The sequence below is a fragment of the Nocardia sp. CNY236 genome (genome assembly GCF_000482385.1).
Taxonomy (GTDB): domain Bacteria; phylum Actinomycetota; class Actinomycetes; order Mycobacteriales; family Mycobacteriaceae; genus Nocardia.
Genome location: NZ_AXVD01000007.1, coordinates 131,354 through 148,501, shown reverse-complemented (window position 1 = coordinate 148,501; position 17,148 = coordinate 131,354). Strand labels below are relative to the sequence as shown.

At 65.5% G+C, this 17,148-nt stretch carries 18 protein-coding genes; 9 read left to right on the top strand and 9 right to left on the bottom strand.

The annotated features are described in order from the left end of the window. Positions 1 to 287 precede the first annotated feature (287 nt). Both K940_RS0106790 and K940_RS0106785 read left to right on the top strand, forming a co-directional pair. Positions 288 to 1,274 carry a nitroreductase family protein gene (locus tag K940_RS0106790; RefSeq protein WP_028476915.1) on the top strand — a complete coding sequence of 329 codons (987 nt, stop codon included), beginning with the start codon at positions 288 to 290 and terminating at the stop codon, positions 1,272 to 1,274. Positions 1,275 to 1,305: 31 nt separating this feature from the next. Then, positions 1,306 to 1,902, top strand: coding sequence for a hypothetical protein (locus K940_RS0106785; RefSeq protein WP_155980770.1), 597 nt, complete (start codon positions 1,306 to 1,308; stop codon positions 1,900 to 1,902). Between the two features lie 337 nt (positions 1,903 to 2,239). On the opposite strand, the gene K940_RS0106775 is transcribed toward K940_RS0106785, so the two are convergent. After that, entirely contained in the window at positions 2,240 to 2,878 is a 639-nt protein-coding gene (locus K940_RS0106775; protein ID WP_028476912.1) for a PadR family transcriptional regulator, read from the bottom strand. 169 nt (positions 2,879 to 3,047) lie between these two features. Here K940_RS0106775 and K940_RS0106770 point away from each other — a divergent pair, with 169 nt between their 5' ends. Genes K940_RS0106770 through K940_RS0106760 form a run of 3 tightly spaced genes read left to right on the top strand, consistent with a single transcriptional unit; the run spans position 3,048 to position 5,325 of the window. Beyond that, on the top strand, positions 3,048 to 4,028 hold the full coding sequence (locus K940_RS0106770) for a daunorubicin resistance protein DrrA family ABC transporter ATP-binding protein (protein ID WP_028476911.1): 981 nt from the start codon (positions 3,048 to 3,050) through the stop codon (positions 4,026 to 4,028). Beyond that, on the top strand, positions 4,025 to 4,888 hold the full coding sequence (locus K940_RS0106765; RefSeq protein ID WP_196812119.1) for an ABC transporter permease: 864 nt from the start codon (positions 4,025 to 4,027) through the stop codon (positions 4,886 to 4,888). The genes K940_RS0106770 and K940_RS0106765 overlap by 4 nt, the downstream gene beginning before the upstream one ends. Positions 4,889 to 4,896: 8 nt before the next feature. Next, positions 4,897 to 5,325, top strand: a complete 429-nt coding sequence (locus K940_RS0106760) for a wax ester/triacylglycerol synthase domain-containing protein (protein ID WP_028476909.1) — start codon at positions 4,897 to 4,899, stop codon at positions 5,323 to 5,325. Between the two features lie 241 nt (positions 5,326 to 5,566). Here K940_RS0106760 and K940_RS0106755 read toward each other — a convergent pair whose 3' ends face one another. Next, positions 5,567 to 5,938, bottom strand: a complete 372-nt coding sequence (locus tag K940_RS0106755) for a cupin domain-containing protein (RefSeq protein WP_028476908.1) — start codon at positions 5,936 to 5,938, stop codon at positions 5,567 to 5,569. A gap of 80 nt (positions 5,939 to 6,018) precedes the next feature. Here K940_RS0106755 and K940_RS0106750 point away from each other — a divergent pair, with 80 nt between their 5' ends. After that, entirely contained in the window at positions 6,019 to 6,501 is a 483-nt protein-coding gene (locus tag K940_RS0106750) for a MarR family winged helix-turn-helix transcriptional regulator (RefSeq protein ID WP_028476907.1), read from the top strand. An 83-nt stretch (positions 6,502 to 6,584) separates the two neighbouring features. Here K940_RS0106750 and K940_RS0106745 read toward each other — a convergent pair whose 3' ends face one another. After that, entirely contained in the window at positions 6,585 to 7,136 is a 552-nt protein-coding gene (locus tag K940_RS0106745; RefSeq protein WP_028476906.1) for a flavodoxin domain-containing protein, read from the bottom strand. Between the two features lie 69 nt (positions 7,137 to 7,205). Then, a complete protein-coding gene (locus K940_RS30680; RefSeq protein WP_051406946.1) occupies positions 7,206 to 8,117 on the bottom strand; it encodes a GyrI-like domain-containing protein in 912 nt (303 codons plus the stop codon). A gap of 314 nt (positions 8,118 to 8,431) precedes the next feature. Between K940_RS30680 and K940_RS27210 the strand changes: the two genes are divergently transcribed. Together K940_RS27210 and K940_RS0106725 are read left to right on the top strand one after the other, a co-directional pair. Then, entirely contained in the window at positions 8,432 to 8,974 is a 543-nt protein-coding gene (locus K940_RS27210; RefSeq protein WP_369797476.1) for a pyridoxamine 5'-phosphate oxidase family protein, read from the top strand. A gap of 96 nt (positions 8,975 to 9,070) precedes the next feature. Next, positions 9,071 to 10,456 (top strand): phosphoribosyltransferase, encoded by a 1,386-nt coding sequence (locus K940_RS0106725; protein ID WP_028476904.1) that lies wholly within the window; start codon positions 9,071 to 9,073, stop codon positions 10,454 to 10,456. 11 nt (positions 10,457 to 10,467) lie between these two features. Here K940_RS0106725 and K940_RS27205 read toward each other — a convergent pair whose 3' ends face one another. Further along, complete coding sequence (locus tag K940_RS27205) at positions 10,468 to 11,982, bottom strand: AAA family ATPase (RefSeq protein WP_231390275.1); 1,515 nt, start codon at positions 11,980 to 11,982, stop codon at positions 10,468 to 10,470. A gap of 341 nt (positions 11,983 to 12,323) precedes the next feature. On the opposite strand from K940_RS27205, the gene K940_RS0106715 reads away from it, so the two are divergent. After that, the gene (locus tag K940_RS0106715) at positions 12,324 to 12,890 is read left to right on the top strand and encodes a hypothetical protein (protein ID WP_028476903.1); all 567 of its coding nucleotides are present in this window, start codon (positions 12,324 to 12,326) and stop codon (positions 12,888 to 12,890) included. 106 nt (positions 12,891 to 12,996) lie between these two features. Here K940_RS0106715 and K940_RS0106710 read toward each other — a convergent pair whose 3' ends face one another. The 4 genes from K940_RS0106710 to K940_RS27200 form a co-directional block, all read right to left on the bottom strand. Further along, positions 12,997 to 14,004 (bottom strand): hypothetical protein, encoded by a 1,008-nt coding sequence (locus K940_RS0106710; protein ID WP_051406945.1) that lies wholly within the window; start codon positions 14,002 to 14,004, stop codon positions 12,997 to 12,999. 167 nt (positions 14,005 to 14,171) lie between these two features. Beyond that, positions 14,172 to 15,164: an NAD(P)H nitroreductase gene (locus K940_RS0106705; RefSeq protein ID WP_028476901.1), complete on the bottom strand. Its 993-nt coding sequence runs from the start codon at positions 15,162 to 15,164 to the stop codon at positions 14,172 to 14,174. Positions 15,165 to 15,318: 154 nt separating this feature from the next. After that, entirely contained in the window at positions 15,319 to 16,182 is an 864-nt protein-coding gene (locus tag K940_RS0106700; RefSeq protein ID WP_028476900.1) for a universal stress protein, read from the bottom strand. 1 nt (position 16,183) lies between these two features. Beyond that, the gene (locus K940_RS27200) at positions 16,184 to 17,113 is read right to left on the bottom strand and encodes a universal stress protein (RefSeq protein ID WP_036527729.1); all 930 of its coding nucleotides are present in this window, start codon (positions 17,111 to 17,113) and stop codon (positions 16,184 to 16,186) included. Positions 17,114 to 17,148: the final 35 nt, after the last annotated feature.

Here is a 17,148-nt window from a genome sequence, read left to right as displayed (position 1 = left end):
AGGACCAAAGTCCTCTATCGGACGACCGCTCGTCACTTCAGCGGTCGACCGCGCACCGTGGTCCCCGCGCCTCGCGCCGCCCTTCTGGGTGGGCGATCGTGGCCGGAGGACCCCGCATTCGGTGACTTTCGGCCGTCATCCAGGCCGCCGGATCGCGCGATGCTGAATGACAGGAAGCGGCTGCAGCCGGCTGAAAGGTGAGCGCCATGGCCGAATTCGAAAGTGAAGTCACGGTCGCGGCCGCACCTGCACTGAGCCTGCCGGAACAATGCTGACAAGGGGCAACGATGCCGAGAACACATCCTGATTCGGAAACCATTCGGTCGGCGCTGGCACTGGCGATGCGAGCACCATCGGTGCACAACGCCCAGCCGTGGTTGTGGCGCCTCGGCGACGAGTCGCTTCATCTGTATGTCGACGAGAGCCGATGGTTGCGGCATACCGACCCGGGCGGGCGCGATCTATTGCTCAGTTGTGGCGCGGCACTGCACCATTTTCGGACTGCTGCTCGCGCGCTCGGCTGGGAGACGCTGGTTCATCGGCTACCGGATCCGGCGGCGCCGCAGCATCTCGCCGCGATCGAATTCCGTTCCGCCGCATTCACCCCGGAGGACATCCAGCTGGCGAGCGCCATCAGTACTCGTCGCACCGATCGTCGGCGTTTCACCTCGTGGGAGGTGCCCCAGGCCCATTGCGAGGCCATCGTCGCGGCAGGGGTGGCGAACGGTGTGCTCGTCAGCGACATCGATTCCGAACCTGTCCGAACTCACCTGTTGCGGGCGTTCGAACAGGCAGCCTCGCAGCATGCTCATGATGTTTCCTATGCCGCCGAACTCGCGCAGTGGAGCGGCAGGCACGCCGCGTCGCAGGGCGTGCCCGCGCGCAATGCGGTAGCGCTCGCGGCCGACCCGACCGTGCGGCCGTTCTCGAGTCCTGGCTTGCCTCAGGCCGTCGTCCGCGACATCGACGCCGCCGAGCGGATGATGCTGTTGAGCACGAGCAGTGATGATCGGTTGTCTCAGTTGCGGGCAGGTGAGGCCACCAGTGCCGTGTTGTTGACGGCCACGATGCTCGGCCTGGCGACGTGTCCGCTGAGCGAGCCGATGGAGTTGACCGAAACCCGCACCCAGATCCGGACGAGTGTGCTGCAGGACACCGGGTATCCACAGATTGTTGTCCGGGTCGGCTGGTCGGTGACGAGTGCCGACCCGGTTCCGGCTACGCCCCGTCGCCCGCTCGATGAGGTCTTGGGTCCCTTGGACCCGGTGGAATAGCACTTCGGGTGGTGGGGAAGAGGTGATGTCGGTGTCGCACTATCCGTCGCTGCTGGTGCGTGTGTGGCGCGCGCGGCCGTGGAGCGACAATCCCCTGATGCGGGCCTCGGATCGGTGGGAGGCGGTAGTGCGGCTGCTCGCCGCACTGGCGATTCTGATCACCGTTCCAGTGGCCGGGGCCATTGGAACCGTGCAGTACGCGTCCACAGCGCAGCGTATCCACAGCGAGAACTCGATGAAAGTCTCGACCGAGGCGGTCACGTCGACCGCGCCGCAGCGGGTGGTGTCGATCGGCCGGTACAGCGCGGGCTCCGGACGGTTCGAGGCCGAGGTGCAATGGCGCCACGACGGCCGCGAAGGCCGCGCGGTGGTGGAAGTTCCCGCTGCAACCGAATTCGGCAGCCATATCACGGTGTGGCTCGATCAGGACGAAGCGGTAACCACGCCGCCACGTCCGCCGTCCGTCGCCGCGTGGTCGGGGATTCTGAGCGGGCTCACCACCCTGGTCGGGATCGCGTGTGCAGTGGTGGCCGTTGTGTCGGCTGGCGACTGGTTGTTGGATCGGATGCGCGGTGCGCGCTGGGAGGCCGAATGGCGACAGCTCGGTAGGCCGGTCGGCATGGATTGACGGTTCGGTAGTCGCACCGTCTCCGATGAACCTCCTGCTCGGGACGAATTCAGCGCCGTACTGGCGGGACGCACTCGAAGCCCGCCTGCGACGCCACGGGTGACGTGCGCCGTTGAATCTGTCGATGTGAATCCGGGAGCATGACCCACACTTCGATCTCGCCCGTCATATGAGCGAATCGCGGTGTCGGACCCCAACGAATCGTGCGATGCGGGAGCTGGTCTTCGGCATTCGGCACCCGTGCTCGAACTGGTCAGCAGGGGGTTGCAGACGTCGGTCTCCATATCACGTGTCGTCGTGCGTTGAACAGTGCGATCCAGGTGCCGGGACCATGGCTCTACCGGTTGTCCTCCGGGTGCGGTCCGGTCGCGAATGGGTTCGGCTCATCATCGGCGAGCACTCCGATGAAAGGTGCCCCCTCTCCTGCGAAGGTGTAGGCACCGCCCGTGATCCGCTCGATGAGACCGCGGGTCCACTCTGCGCCGCCGTCGGCAGAGTGGACCCACATGTCCATGATCTCGCCGATATGGCCCAGCTGCCCTGGCCCCGCCTCCGGGGTGTAGTACTCGGTGACCGACGACCGCCACTGTTCGAGTCCGGTAATCCGCTGCTCCAGCAGTGCGATGGCTTCGTCCCTTGGAAGATCGACGATGAAGCCGAGGCCGGCGGAGAGGATGTCGGATTTCTGCTCGTACGAGCTCAAGGCGTCGCGGAGTAACGTGAAGAATTCCTCCGTGCCCTTGGCATTGATCTCGTACTCGACGCGCGGTGGGCCGCCGACCGTGCTCGGCGCGACCTCGTGTTCAACGAGTAGGCCCTGCTTGGCCATTTGTTTGAGGGCGTGGTAGATCGAGCCGGGCTTGGCGTTGGACCATTCGTGGGCGCCCCAGTACTCCAGGTCGTTGCGTACTTGATAGCCGTGTGCTCGCCCGTGCTGGCGGATTGCGCCGAGGACCAAGAGTCGGATTGCTGACATGAGTCTCTCCTTGCCGCCGCCGTGGACGGTCTATCTCTACCCAAGCTAAACCAGCTAGGCAACCTCGGACGGCCTCGCAGCTGATCAAGTTTGACCAACTCGTGCGGATACTCTAGTTTAGCCACTAATCAAATTTGATCATGGTTGATATCCACTGAGGAGTTGACAAGTGAAATCCACTCTCGCCTTGGAGGCCGACGGCCTTGTCAAGGTTTTCGGAGAAACTCGTGCGGTGGACGGTCTCGATCTCGCCGTGTCGAGCGGACGAGTCTATGGCGTTCTCGGACCCAATGGAGCGGGGAAGACCACCGCGCTCAGAATGTTCGCCACGCTGCTACGGCCCGACGACGGTCGGGTACGGGTGTTCGGGCACGACGTTGTGGCCGACGCGGAGTCGGTGCGCAAGCTGGTCAGCCTGACCGGACAGTTTGCTTCCATCGATGAGGACCTCACCGGCCGGCAGAACCTGATCTTGCTGTCGAGGCTGCTCGGGTACTCGCGCATGGCTTCCCGGGAGAAGGTGGACAGTCTCCTCGAAGCGTTCGATCTGGCTGCTGCGGCCGATCGCAAGGCGGCCACCTACTCCGGCGGTATGCGACGCAGACTGGATATCGCGGCGAGCGTCGTCAGCACGCCGGGGCTGATCTTCCTGGACGAGCCGACCACTGGCCTGGATCCGCGTAGCCGCAACCAGGTCTGGGACCTCGTACGCGCGGTCGTTGCCAGGGGCGTCACGGTGATTCTCACTACGCAATATCTCGATGAGGCCGATCAGCTCGCTGACCGGATCGCGGTGATCGACCACGGCAAAGTGGTGGCCGAGGGTACACCCAGCGAGCTCAAGGCGTCCGTCGGTTCGGGCGCGCTGCACGTACGAGTGCGCGACCCGCAACGGCGGGCCGAAACCGAATCGATTCTGTCGGCAACGCTGGATGCCTCCGTGCGCATCGGTTCCGATCCGGCGACGTTGTCGGTCGCGGTATCCGACACCCGGCGCGTCGCCAGGGCGCTCGGTGAGCTGTCGGAGGGCGGTATCGACGTCGTCAGTTACGCGCTCGGCCAGCCGAGTCTCGATGAAGTGTTCCTGGCCCTGACCGGCCATCCCGCTGAGGACGACACCATCACCACGAGCAAGGAGGATGTGGCGTGAGCACCGCAAACAGTATCGTGAGTAGCACGGCGAATCACCCGATCGGCGTCGAGGCGCGCTTGGACTCGGTGCTTCTGATGAACGAGGAACCGCCGATGCCCAGTGCCGTAACCGCTACGTTGACCCTCGCTGGGCGAGCACTTCAGAAAATGAAGAACTCGGCAGGTGAGCAATTGTTCGACATCCTGTTGATGCCCGTCATCTTTCTGCTGGTGTTCCAATATCTGTTCGGCGGTGCGTTCGCCGGATCGACGGACAACTACCTGCAGTACTTTTTGCCCGGTGTGCTGGTAGTCGGCGCTGTCACGCAGACGGTGAGCACCGGCATCGCGGTGAACTCCGACATCGTCAAGGGGGTCTTCGATCGGTTCCGGACCATGCCGTTCTGGCAACCGGCCGTCCTGGTCGGCACTATGGTCGCCGATCTGGGGCGTTATCTGTTTGCGTTGTCTTTCACGGCCGGTCTCGGGATGGCGCTCGGCTACCGGCCGGAGGCGGGGGCCGTCGGTTTCATCCTGGCGATCCTGCTGCTGCTGGCGTTCTCGTTTTCGTTCGCGTGGATCTTCACCGTCGTCGGCGTGGTCGCCAAGAAGGCCGAAACCCTGCTCACCTGCAGCATGTTGTTGATGGTGCTGACATTCTTGAGCAACGTCTTCGTCGACTCGGAGACCATGCCCGGCTGGATGAGCACGATCGTCGACATCAATCCGGTCAGTCACGCGGCAACGGCCGCACGTGGCCTGATGCAGGGGACCGTGACCGCGGGACAGTTGCTGTTGGTGCTGTTGTCCTCGGCCGTGCTGGTAGTGATCTTCGCCCCGCTGACCATGTATCTCTACAACAAGCGCAGGCGCGGCTAGTTCGGACAGTGACCCACCGGTGGCGACTGGTTGCGCTGCGATTACCTTCGCATCTCACCGCACTGGGCGGCGCCAGCAAGGATGTGTTCGTGGCGCCGTCGGTTCCGCAACCAACAGTGCACCTGCGTCCCTTCGACCCGGGCCGGACGGAGTCGCCGGCGCCGATCGACACCGCGCCGTTGAACCTGCCGATGCCGATCTGGGAGAGCGACCCGCACTTCGATCTCTCTCATCACATGAGGCGAATCGCATTGCCGGAGCCCGGCGATGAACTGGAGCTGTGCGAATCGGTCGCGACCGAGTTGGCCGAGCGGCTCGCACCAGCCCCGTCGGCGACCCGAGATTGCTTTCATCGAAGATTGCCGACTCCGCGGCGAAGGTGTGCGACGATTTCACCGAAAATGCCTCCCGATTCCGGGTCGTCGATTGCGACCTAAGCAATCACAGGCCCCCCAGGCCGAGAGGCATTTTCTCGTCTCACACGTCGACCGCAACCAGCGGCCCATCCACGGATTCAGGTTTAGCGACGAGTCGGCTCGACCTCTCCACCCGCGGGTTTGGCAGGTTGCGCCACAACGATGCCTTCGTAGCACTTCTCATCTTCCTCGGCGCCTGGTAGGCGGTGGAAGAGCAGGAGTGTGGCGTGCTCGCGGTGCGTTCCTTCGTGCTGGCCGGCGCTCAGGCACCCCAGGGTAGGAGCTGGGTGTGTCCGCTACCCGGTGTCCCGGCCCGTGCGCCCGCGGGCGCGGTGACGATGGCGGTGTAGCCTTCGTTGGTGCGCACCTGCCGCAGGGCGTGCGCCGGAAAGATCACCGTATCACCAACGTCCACAATCAGTTCCGTGGCGTCGAGGGTGACGCCGAACCGGCCCGCAATCACCGTCCAAATCTGTTCGGCGTCGATGTAGTGCAGTGGCCCGGTGGTGCCCGTGGGCACTTCGACCCGCCACAGTGCGAACCCAGCGCCGCCCTGGCTGGGGGAGGCGAGCGTGGTCATAACGCCGCCCGGGGTCTCGGTGCGGCGGGCGTCGGAGTGTCGGATGACGGTCATCGAAGAACCACCTCTAAGATAGACAATGAAACTGTCCATATGGTCAACAGGGTTGTCTACTATGTCAAGAGCTACTCACTGTGGCGAGTGAATTCGGCGGCTACGAGCTGCCGTTGCGTATGCTGCTCGGCTTTCGTGCGGTGATCGACGAGGTACATTCGGAGCTGGCCGAACACGGCCACGCCGAATTGCGGCCCATGCACGGGTTCCTCTTCCAGGCCATCGGCCGCGCGGGCGGACCCTATGGTTGCGCGGCCGCCGATCTCGGCCGCGCCCTCGGCATCTCGAAACAGGCTGCGGGCAAGCAAATCGAAACACTGGAGCGTCTGGGCTATGCGCGCCGGGGCCACGACCCGACCGACGCGCGACGTAAGGTCTATACGCTGACCGAGCGCGCCGAAGACGCGCTGAACAGGTCGGACCGCGCCTTCGATCGGATCCGTGATCGCTGGGCGGATCTACTCGGCGCCGACCGGCTGGCAGCACTGGAACGTGATCTACGTGCGCTGGCCCCTGGTGAGGTTTTCCGGCTCGATACGCCGAACTGGTTCACCGGCTCATGAGCCCCCTGTGTGCCGATCGCGCCCAGCAAGGTCCGAGGGTTCACGATTTCGACCGAGTCGCTCATCTTTACACGCAGGAGAACTCACGGGTGGATGGTGGTCGAGCCTGCCGGGGGCAGCTGCAGGCTTCGGGCGATGGAATCGGTCCAGGCGCGCACCGCGGTCCAGTCACGCAGGTCCCCATAACGTCCGCCCATCAGCCGGTAGGCGACTCGTGTACGCAGCGGGATGCCTTTTCGCTCATAGCATCCCGCAAACGCTCGGTAGTCGCGTGCGGAAATCGAATCACGCAGCGCGGCGATACTCTTGGGCACGATCCGGCCGACTCGCCGGCCGATCGGCCCGCGCAGTGCCGGCCCGAGCCCGACACTGAACAGTCGCACATCGCAGTGTTCGAATTCGCCGCGATGAGCATGCACGTAGCCGACGACTGCCGGCAGGAAATCCAGGTTGTGCACCGCACATCCCAGCACGAGCGTGTCGAAACGGGAAAGTTCTGGGGCATGATCGATATTGGCGAGTTCCACCGTGGCGTTTCGGCCCGCCAGCTCGGCGCCGATGAATTCGGCGATATCGCGGGTCGATCCCTGTTCGGTCGCGTAGACAACCGCGACGCGGGGTTGCTCCTGTGCCATACCCAGGAAGCCTTCCTGCTGGCTTCGGACCTGATGAGAGGCCTCCTGCCTCGGCTGACGGGACCATGGTCACCGACGGTGGTGTGGGCTGCGGTCAGTGCGGGCCGCATCGCGGTTGGTATCGAGCAGGTCGTCCAATGCGGCAGCGAGTAACCGGCGCGCGCTGGCGGCAACCGGGTGGTGCGTGGGGTGCGTAGTGGGGCGGGCCTGCGCCTCGGGATCGGTGGCCTCGACCAGAGTGCCGGTGTCGACCGAGCGGACCACGACCCCATACGGCTGCAGCCCGGCATGGCGGTCCGCCAACAGTGCCTGGTGGACCGACCGAGGATCGCAGACGCTGAGCATTACGTAGTTCTCGATGTGCTCGCCGATGTTCTCGCGCAACATGGCCCGTATGTCGATCTCTGCGATCACGCTGAGACCTTGCTGGCGTAGCGCCTTCCGGGTGCGCTCGACGACGTCGTCGAAGGGGCTGGCGAGATGAACCGCGATAGTTGGTGCCCGAGCGACGGGGAGCCGGATTTCGGTCAGCAGCCGCCGCGGGTCGGTGACTTCGTCGGGACCTATCAGATAGGCCTCGGTTGGTGGACCGATCGGCCGATAGCCGGCTTCGCGCATCCAATCCTGGAGGGCGAGATACGCCGCGCCGAGGTCACGGTAGCTGCCATGGTGGCAGGTGCGCGCGACGAGAGTTCCCGGCATCACGACCACCTGCGCGCCGTAGCTGGGTCCCAGATTGGGTGCCGGCTCCACTGGAACGCCGAAGTCCACGGCGATCGATTCGTCGGCGGGTAGTTCGTGGGTGAACGTGATCGTCGGTGCGCCGCTGGCGGTCAGCCCAGCCCGTTGCGCGATTCTGGTCAGTTCGCGCATTCCTTCTGCAACATCTTCGCCGAGTAGATACGGGTTCGGACGAATCTCGCGCGGTACCCGCAACACCGTTTCCGGCGCCGACTCGACCAAGACGACTCGATATTCCATCCAACGCCTCCCTCGGTTCCTCGTGCGATGAGCGTGCTCCAGGTCACTCGCTGCTGCACAGGGGCGAAGGTCCTGCCATGATGGGCAATACCGCCGCCCACGTGGGGAAGATCTTTCCGATTACGCTGCGTACCGCGTCGCGACCGTCGTGCGCGGGACCGTAGGGGTGTACAGGTTGCCAACGGCCACCGAGTGGTGACTTTCGTTTCTGTACCCACGAGCGGTTGCGACCGAAGATCGAGCCATGGAACAGAACGATTCGGTGCACGAGGACAGTCGATCGTGATCACCGTCGGACGTGTGTGGTGATCGAGGTGACGTCGAGCAATCACGTGTTCGCGGGCCACGGCATCTGTGATGCGTCCAGCGATGCGGCCGACGCTGCTGCTGATCGGGCGCTGGTCGGGATCCAGCGTGACGAGGCGCTGAGCTTGCTGGCGAGCGCATCCTATGGGCGAGTGGTGTTCACCCGTGACGCCTTGCCGGCCATCCGTCCGGTCAACCACCTCGTCGACGGCGGCGTCGTGGTTGTGCGCACCCAGCTCGTTTCGCGGGTCACCGACAAGGTGCGCAGCGACCCTGACGTCGTGGTCGCCTATGAAGCGGACGACATCGACCCGGCGAGTCAGATGGGCTGGTCGGTCGTCGTGACCGGAATCGCACGACCGATCACCGATCCCGAACGGATCGCGCGGTATGAAAAACTCCTGCGCGCGTGGCCGGATCGAGATGTCGAGGTCATCGGGATAGAACCCACCATCGTGACCGGCGTTCGCCTCGTCGGGGTGCCCGACCAAGAGCCGGCCGCAGGGCGAAGGTCCTCGATCGAGGGTTCGAACCTGTCGGCACGTTCGTAGTCGCCCATTGTCGCGATACCTCCGATGCGGCGTCCGTCGCCTCTGTCGCGCAACCCGATCGAAGCGCATGCTGGAAATGTCGGGAGGAGGTGTGCGATGTTCGACGATCGTCGCGACGCCGGACGACGCTTGGCGCAGCGGATGGACCATCTCCGGAGCGAGGACGTTGTGGTGGTGGGCCTACCTCGCGGCGGTGTGCCGGTCGCCTATGAGGTCGCGCGCGCGCTGGGTGCGCCGCTGGATGTGATCGTGGTACGCAAGCTCGGTGTCCCACAGCAGCCGGAACTCGCATTCGGCGCGCTCGGCGAGGACGACGTGGTGGTCATCAACGACCTGGTCGTCGCACAGGCGCGACTCGGTGACGAGGATATGGCGGCAGTGGAATGCCGTGAACGGGCCGAGTTGGCCCGGCGGGCAGACCGGCTGCGCCGCGCACGTCGTGGAATTCGACTGTCGGGTCGGACGGTGCTCGTCGTCGACGACGGCATTGCCACGGGCGCGACCGCCCGCGCAGCCTGCCAGGTCACTCGGGCACGGGGCGCGCGGCGCGTCGTACTGGCCGTTCCGGTGGCCCCACGAGACACCCTCACCGAGCTCGAGGCAGAGACCGACGAGGTGATCTGTCTGGAAGCACCGACATGGTTCGGCGCTGTGGGCTACTGGTATCGCCGTTTCGGGCAGGTGCCCGACGCCGAGGTCACCGAACTGCTGTGCCGGGCCGGCACGGATCAGCCCGACTCGCAACGGCGAGGTGCGAATCATCTGGAGTCACCGACAGACCCTGTGGACGACCCTCCGCTACGCGAAGAGGAGGTGGTGATTCCCGCCGTAGAGGTCGAATTGGGCGGGCATCTGTGCATTCCGTGCGGCCCCCTCGGGATGGTGGTGTTCGCGCACGGCAGCGGCAGCAGCCGGCGCAGCCCGCGCAACCGCTACGTAGCCGCGGCGTTGAATCGGGTTGGGCTGGGCACATTGCTCTTCGATCTACTCACCCCGGATGAGGCGGCCGATCGGGCCCGGGTCTTCGACATCGGGTTGCTGTCGGAGCGGTTGGTGGAGGCCACGCGTTGGCTGACTCGGCAAGACGACGTCGCCGATATCCGAATCGGGTATTTCGGCGCCAGCACCGGGGCTGCCGCCGCGTTGTCGGCGGCAACCGACCCCAGTGTCGCGATCTCGGCGGTGGTATCACGTGGTGGGCGAGTGGATCTCGCCGGACCAGCGCTGGCCGCGGTGCGAGCACCGACGTTGCTGATCGTGGGTGGTAACGACCACGTTGTCGTGGATCTGAATCGACGTGCGGCGCGTGCGATGACCTGTGAGACCGCGCTGACGGTGGTATCCGGCGCTTCGCACGTGTTCGCGGAGCCCGGTGCGCTGGAGAAGGTTGCCGAACTCGCCCGGGCCTGGTTGGTGGACAAGTTGTCGGTGACCACTGCAGTCGACGACGACGCCGGTCGGGCGCCGAGCGCTCGGTCCTGACTCCGCCCCGGTCACGACCTCTCCTCGCACGTGGGGGTCCGGGCCATCGGGTCGTGCCAGGCCCGTTTCGCCGCAGCGACCGATTCGTCGACCGGATGCGTCGTGTCGATCACTGTCGCCTCGGGCCACGGTGATGCTGTGGCGGCCAAGGCATCCGCGATCGCCGGCGTCGCCTCCGAGTCTCCATGCGGACGGGTGCCGATTCGATGTTCGGCGAGAGCCCGCGGACAAACGCACCGTAGTTGCAGCAGATCGGTGTGGGTCCGCTCGGCCACCGCGGCAGCCTGGGCGCGCATATCGGCATCGATCCAGCTGGCGTCGAGTATCACCGAGATTCCGTGTTCGAGCCGATCCTGGGTCTGCTCCAAAAGGCGCGCGTATACCGAGGCCTTGGCGGCGCGGCGGTAGGCGCCCGCGCCGAACGTGCCGGCGGCCCCGGCAATGGCGCCCGAGATACGCATCTGCGCGCGCACACTGTCGCTGGACAGTAGATCGGCGCCGGTCGCCGCTGCCAACCCGGACGCGACTGTCGATTTCCCGGTGCCGGGCAAACCTCCGACGAGCACCAACCGCACCGCTGCGTGCTCCAGGTGTCGTGCTGCGATCTGGATATGCTGCTCGGCGTGCCCGGCCGCGTTCGGGTCGCCTTGTCCTGCGCGGATTCGGTCTGTTTTCGCGCGGACCATCGCCCGGTAGGCGAGATAGTGGTGCTGTAACGATTCCGGGACCCGATCATCTGCGGCGCGCAGGTAGTCGGCCAGAAACGATGTGCATTCCTGTGCGTGACCGCGAAATTCGAGGTCCATGGCCAGAAATGCGGCATCATCGAGGCCGTCGACATAGCGCAACTCGTCGTCGAAATCCAGGCAGTCCAGGATTCGGAAGCCGTCGGGCAGGACGAAGATGTCCTCCGTGAGCAGATCTCCGTGACCGTCGACGATGCGCTTGTCTGCTATTCGGGCCGTGAGCAGTGCCGCGCGACCGGCGATATATCGGACGGCGAGGTATTCGGTGCGCGCGATCACGTGCGAATCGGTCGGCTGGCCGGGATGTTCGCGCAGGGGGGCCAGCAGGGCGTGCCAGCGTCGCAGCAGCTGCGTGGGTGTCCCGGCCCGGTTGATCTCGGGGCCGCGCCGGGCGTTTGCATGAAACCGAGCCAGCATGTCGGCCAGTACCGACAATTCGGCGCAACCCCGCGCCGGCTCGTCGAGGATTGCAGACAGGCGCAGCTCGTCCGGCATTCGGCGCATCACGAGGAACGGCTCGGCGGCGCCACCGGCCGGGTCGGTGAGATGCGCGATACCGAGGTAGACGTCGGGTGAGAGGCGCTGATTCAGCTCGAGTTCTCGGGCGCAAGCCAGCTCCCGCTTTGCCGGCGTCCCGAAGTCGAGGAAGTCGGTGACCACCGGTTTCTTCATCTTGTAGGCGCGGTCCCCACATAGCACCACCAGGCCGGAATGCGTCTCACGCAATTGCGCGAACGGCGTGTGCGGGTCGGTCTGGGGGTAAGGGGGGCGAGGCGACACGCCGGTCAATGGTCTCGCCGCCGATCCACCTGCGCACAATCTGCCCCACGTGCCCTGGCGGCACAGCGAAGCCTTGGTCGCGTTGCAGCGGAATGATCGTTGGCGTTGCACATGACCCCAGCGTGGTCCGAGTCGGGCCGGTTGCCTAGAGCCGGACGACCTTCGGCAACGTTGGTCGATCGGCCCGCCAGTGAGGTGAGGATCGGCCCTCACCCGGGTCTGCTACTCGACCCGCTCTCTGCGGCTACGGCTGCCGGTAGGATCACGATCGGCGTAGCTGCCTACCCGCTCGTCTGCGCCGGTTCACTCCCAGAAGTCGAGGTAGGCAAGAGGAGGGGTAAGTGAATCCTGTCGACGGATCGGGCGTCGATCCCATTGTGGCTGTAATTCTCGCCTGCGAGGCAGGATTCTGGATCATTGCCGCGGTCGGGCTGCTGCTGCGATACGGGCCGCGGTTGCAGAAGGTGAGCACAGCGGTCTTGGCCATGGTGCCCTTGATCGATGTGATCCTGCTCGTGGCGGTGGCGATCGACGTGCACCAGGGCGCCGAGGTCACTGGGGTCCACCGCCTCGCGGGGATTTATCTGGGCGTGACGATCGTTTTCGGGAAGCCGGCCATCCAATGGCTCGATGCCAGATTCGCCCACTGGTTCGCCGGTGCTCCGCGACCCCCCAAGCGCTCGCGCGACAGCGCCGAAGTCTTGCGCGCCGAGATGAAGTCGTTCGGGAGATGGTTGATCGCGGGAGGAATAGCCCTGATCGTGTGCTTGGGGTTGTCGATCACGGTGGCCGCCCCGGAGCAGGCAGCGGCCTTGCGGGAAGTCGTGCAGCCGCTGGCACTCATCACGGTGGTCTGGTTCCTGACCGGACCGGCGTGGGTGATGGGCGGGAAGAAAACCCGGCAGTGAGCACGGCGCGGGCCGCCTATGGCATTCGCCGCGATCGCGGGGGCGAACCCGGGCACCGAAAGCGAGTTTGCGGTGACTTCGATGCTATGCCGGAGCCAAGGGCGGGTCAGTGGGCCTCGGTGACGGTGAACATGTCGGTGACCGCCCGGCGAGGGGTAGGCGGGGTCATGTCGGAGTCCTCGGGCGCGGTGCCGATGCGAATCAGGACCTGCGGCATGGCCGGGTGGGGGACCAGGTTCGCGAGTAGCTTCCGGCCTGCGGGGATTTCGGTGATATGGGTGAGTGCACAGCTGGCCAGCCCGGCCGCTGTGCACTCCAACAGCACGGCCGACAGTGCCTCTCCGGTACGTAGCCACGCGGTGACCGTGTCGGTGTCGGTGCTGAGCACCACCAGCTGAGCCTGGTCTTCGAGCTGCGCGCGTCGGGCCGAGTGCGGCCCGCCGGGGAAGGCGCGTCCGATGCCGACCCGCGCGAATTCCTTCTCCGACACCAGAGCGGACGAGGGCACGCCTTCGGACATCTCGGAATGTCCTACCCACCACTGTAATTCTGTCTGATAGAGCAGATCGCCGTCGCGTACCGTGTCGGCCTCCTTCGAGGCGGCGGCGAGGTGGGGGCGGGCAGCCTGGTCGAGCACACCGAGCTCGACCTCGTGTGGGGAGGTGAGCATCCGCAGTCGAGGCAGAATGTCGGCGAAGCCCTCCGGGGTGTACAACGGCAGTCGGTCGGTGCGCCGCCGGCCGATGGCGAGCGCGCGAGAATGGACGCCCGTGGGCGGGTCCGGCCAGGGACGGAACGAGATCACCGCCACATGGTCGGGGCGCTCGGGAAGCGGAACCCGTGTGGTGTCGGTGTGCCAGCCACGATCGGCGAACACGGTCCGCACATGATGCAGTACGGCGCCGCAGCTGATCACCAGCTGGCGGGCGAGCGGGTCGGTCGAGGGCAGTAGCCGATCGGCGTCCACGTACAGGTGCAAGCGCACGCCGTCGAATACCCAGCGCCACGGCTGCGTATTGTGCACCGATGGTGCTCGGGCAGCCAACCGAAGCACTGCGAGCATCGTTGGGTGATCGGGTGCAGGTGTGGTCGATGCGGCGTCCTTGGCGATCATTCTTCGAGTCTTCTCGATGCAAAGCGCTTCGGACACAGGCCTTCCTCATGGGGGGTAGGGCACTTGGTCCCGACTCGCCCACACTCGGTGACCGTGGTCGACTGCGGCTGCTTCGGCGCTACGAACCGAACACTCCAGTTCCGGTTGTAGGCGGGTGTCGTGCGAGTTCACCGCGCATTGCGGGTGTGGGTGCTGAGGATGTCGGCAAGAGGTCGGCGCGGCGTCGGTGGAGGGTCGTTCGCGGTGTCGGGCGCCATACCGACCCGGATCAGCACCTGTGGCAGTCGCGAGTGCTCAGTGAGTTCGCGGACGACGGCCCGACTGCGTGGGATCTCGGTCAGGTGCGTCAGGGTGCAGGTTGCAAAACCGGCGAGTGTGCACTCCAGGAGCACTGTAGACAGCACCTCACCACACCGAACGAGGTCGTCGGGGGTATCGGTATCGGTGGACAACACCAGAATCACCGAGTGATCGGCGGTGATCCCACGTCGTCGTGGAGTGCTCTCGGCTGTTGGAAATCGGCGGCCCACGGCGACACGCTGTTGCTCTTCCGGTGAAGTCAGTGCTTCCCCCGGAACTCCGGACCTGGCAATGGTGTGCCCTGTCCACCATTGTAATTCGGCGTGATACCCGGGGTCGTAGCGACGCAGCGAGGCCGTCATCTCCGATGCCCGGGCCAGCGCCGGGCGGCTGTCGTCGCCCAATACGTCGAGGAAGGCGTCCGCCGGGTCGAACGTGGTGCGCAGAATGGATTCGAAATCGGGCCAGTTGGTGGGTTCGGTGAAGGGCAAACGGTCGGTGCGCCTGGTGACGATCGCGTCGGCGCGCTGACGGTCACCGTCTGTCACAGTCGTGGCCGGTTGCAGTGTGAGCGTGGCGAGATGGTCTCGGTGGTTCGGGTCGGGGAAGCGAGCTACGAAGGTGTGCCAACCACTGGCGGCCAAGGCAACCCGTAGGTGGTCGAGTGCGATCCCACAGCTGATCAGCATCTGTCGGCCGGAGGCATCGGTTGCCGAAAGCATGCGTTCGGGTACTGCGAACAGGCGCAGAGCCTCGCCGTCGAAGTCCCATCGCCAGGGTTGGCTGTTGTGCAGCGACGGCGCCCGGCCGGCGAGTAGCACGGCCTTCTCGATAGTGTTCCCGGTCGGTAGCTGATCCATAGTGCCGACGGTAGGGATTCGACGGCGCGGAGGGAACAGTCCTTGGTCCCGGATCGGGTCGCCGGTTGCCCCGCAAGTCGAGTGGCCGGAGCGGACTTTTGCCTCTGGACCGAACCGCCTGTCGCAGACCGAGCCTCATGCGCTCTGCTCGAACTCAGCTCACCGACCGAGCAATGATCACCGGCACAGTCGCCGCATGGAGGACCGCTTGACTCACCGAGCCGAGCGTCATCCCGGCGAAACCGCCCCGTCCGTGACTGCCGACCACGATCAGTTGAGCTGTTTCCCCCTCGTCGAGCAGTCGCTTGGCGGGCTTGGCGCCATCCACGACACGTCGAACCGACACCTCGGGATACTTCTCGCTGTAGCCGGCGAGGTTCTGCGCGAGCAATGCCTCACCCTCGTGCTGCAACTCGCTGTGCGACTTGTAGTGGAACAGTTCCGACCACGTGTGGACCGCTACCAACCCTGTACCTCGATGAGCGGCCTGGTCGAATGCGATCTCGATGGCACGCACACTGTGAGTCGAGCCATCGACGCCGACCACCACCGGACCTTCGAAACGTTCGGGTGCTTCCGGTATCACCGCGACCGGGCACCCGGCGTGTCGGGCGACAGCGGTACTGACCGAGCCCAACAGACCACGACCGAAGGCGCCGAGCCCGCGTGTCCCGACGACCAGCATGCGAGCCGTCGCGGACCGATCACACAAGACCGGAATCGGCGGCACCTCCACCAGTTGGGTGGTGATGTGGATCTCCCGGATCGGCGAGGACGCCTCGACGGCGGTCTTGTGGGCGATGTCGAGCGCGGCCAGCCCGTCCTGGCGGAACTCGCTGAAGTCCACCTGGGGGATCCCGATGCCGGGTCCGAGGTCGATCTGGGCGCCGATCGCATCGATGATGTGCAGTGGAACGTGCCGGTGTGCGGCGTCGACTGCGGCCCAGCGTACGGCGGCTAGCGCCGCTCGAGAACCGTCGATTCCGACGAGGACGGGCTGATTGTTACTGGTAGACATACTATTTCGATTCCTTCTGAGCGTCGTGGGCGACCATGACCGGGCAACGTGCGTGTTGGACAAGGAAATTGCTGGTAGAGCCGAGCAAAAGGCCTAGGAATCCGCCTCGCCCCCGACTACCCACCACCAGCAGTTGCGCGGACTTCGACCAGGTCGTGAGCAGATTGCGCGGCGCTGCCGCGGCGACCTCACGGGTAACGTGCACGTCGGGGAATTTCTCTTGCCAGCCGGCGAGTTGTTCGGCAAGCACCTGCTGGGCTGCAGTTTCGAGTTCGCGAGCGGGAAGCAGGCCGGTGAGTCCGGCACGCGGGTGGACAGACATGTCACTGGCTGCGTGCACCGCGACCAGAGTCGAGTTGTGGATGCTGGCCTCGGTGAATGCCGCGGCGATCGCGGGTTCACATGCGCGGCTGCCGTCGATGCCGACCACGACGGGCCCGCGGTGCCGGACGAGCTCCTCGGTGGCGGTGTCTCGGACGACTACGACATTGCCGTGTCCATGTGCGGTCACCGCGAGCAACGTCGAGCCGATACGGGCGAGTTGGCCACCCTGCCCGGCGCCCAGCGCGAGCAGATGGGCGGATTTCGACCGCTCGATCAGCAAGGGGGCCGGTCGCGCAGGCGACAACTCGGTGTCGACGTGCACGTCGGGGGCAACACGGTGCGCCAGTCGTGCGGCCGCCTTCAATCGGGTGGCCCCCTCCTCCCGCAAGGTTTCGGCGACCGCGGGAACCATCAGGTCGTATCCGCCGAACACGGCCTGGGCCGCGGCAAGGTTCAATCCGTAGGTGATCAGCAGCCGACGGCCACGCCGCGCAGCTGTTTCCGCGGCCCAACGCACGGCCAGATCGGCGCCGTCGGAACCGTCGATGCCGACGACCACCGCAGCCGACGCCGACAGGTGCGGGCTATCCGTGTGCGTGGTGGGCATGCGTGGTGCTCCTTCGGCGGGCGATGCTTCGACAT